This window comes from Microcystis sp. M53598_WE2 (assembly GCF_030067735.1).
In the GTDB taxonomy this organism is placed as follows: domain Bacteria; phylum Cyanobacteriota; class Cyanobacteriia; order Cyanobacteriales; family Microcystaceae; genus Microcystis; species Microcystis aeruginosa.
This window is the reverse complement of sequence record NZ_JASJFE010000509.1, coordinates 1-1,369: the sequence shown is the minus strand read 5'-3', so window position 1 is coordinate 1,369 and position 1,369 is coordinate 1. Positions and strand designations below refer to the sequence as shown.

General features: G+C 40.5%; 1 protein-coding gene. It reads left to right on the top strand.

The genetic code is table 11. From position 1 onward, the window contains the following. A partial coding sequence (locus tag PX636_RS10440; RefSeq protein WP_502882871.1) for an O-linked N-acetylglucosamine transferase, SPINDLY family protein occupies positions 1 to 1,191 on the top strand: 1,191 nt, incomplete at its 5' end. Positions 1,192 to 1,369: the final 178 nt, after the last annotated feature.

The window sequence follows — 1,369 nt, the reverse complement described above, 5'->3', positions numbered from 1 at the left end:
GATCGAGCCTTAGCCAATCGACAATTAACTAATCGCATCGCCGAAATTTTTCTTGATAATAATAGTTTAAAAACTCCTTTTATTACTATCAAAAAAGCTCAAAAAAAACTGACGATTGGTTATCTTGCCAGTACCTTAAAACATCATTCTGTCGGTTGGTTAAGTCGTTGGTTAATTCACCATCACGATCGAGAAAAATTGCAAATAGGCATCTATACTATTAACCAAGAAGAAGATGAAATTACCCGTCAATGGTTCCGGGATAGCCGAGATATTATCCGTCATTTTCCCTACGCTCAAAATCCCCTAGAAGTTGCCCAACAAATTCAACAGGATCAGATAGATATTCTAGTAGATTTAGACAGTTTAACCCATAATCTTACCAATCAGATCATGGCACTGAAACCCGCAGCAAAACAAGTGACTTGGTTAGGTTGGGATGCTTCTGGATTAGCAACTATTGATTACTATATTGCCGATCCCTACGTTTTACCCCAGCAAGCAGAGGAATATTATCGAGAAAAAATCTATCGTTTACCAGAGACATATTTAGCAGTGGATGGTTTTGAAATCGGTACTCCTAATCTCCGTCGAGAAGATTTAGAAATTCCCCCCGATGCTACCATCTATTTTTCCGTACAAAGTGGCATGAAACGTCATCCTGATACTATTAAACTTCAGATGAAAATTCTCGCACAAGTGCCTAATAGTTATTTTCTGATTAAGGGAGTCGGTAAGACTGAAAAAATTCAAGAATTATTTACTGAAATAGCGATTCTGGAGGGAGTTAATCCCCAAAGATTGCGATTTTTACCGAGAGATATAGATGAATATACCCATCGCGCTAATTTACAGATTGCTGATGTGGTGTTAGATACCTATCCCTACAATGGCGCTACCACCACCTTAGAAGTTTTATGGCAAGGAATCCCTTTAGTTACACTGGTAGGAGAACAATTTTCCGCGCGCAATAGTTATACTTTTATGATTAATGCCGGTATTGAAGCCGGAATTGGCTGGAATGAGGCAGAATATATCGACTGGGGAGTAAAATTAGGACTCGATCGCTCCCTTCGTCAAGACATCAGCCATCAACTGTTAGGAAATCGTGACACAGCCCCCCTCTGGCAAGGGAAAAAATTCGCTGAAAATATGGAAAATGCCTATTTAAAAATCTGGGAGGGAAGTTGATATTGACATCCTCGCCGCCCTAAAAGTGCGGCGATTCCTAAACCTCACAATTTAAGTTTTTGCTTCCACCACCGTCGCATACCACAGTTAAAAAACCATGTACTGTCTTACACAGAGTCCACAGACTTTCGCCCCATTTCAGAAGCCCGATTCCGTGTGTCCCACGGTACGTTGACCG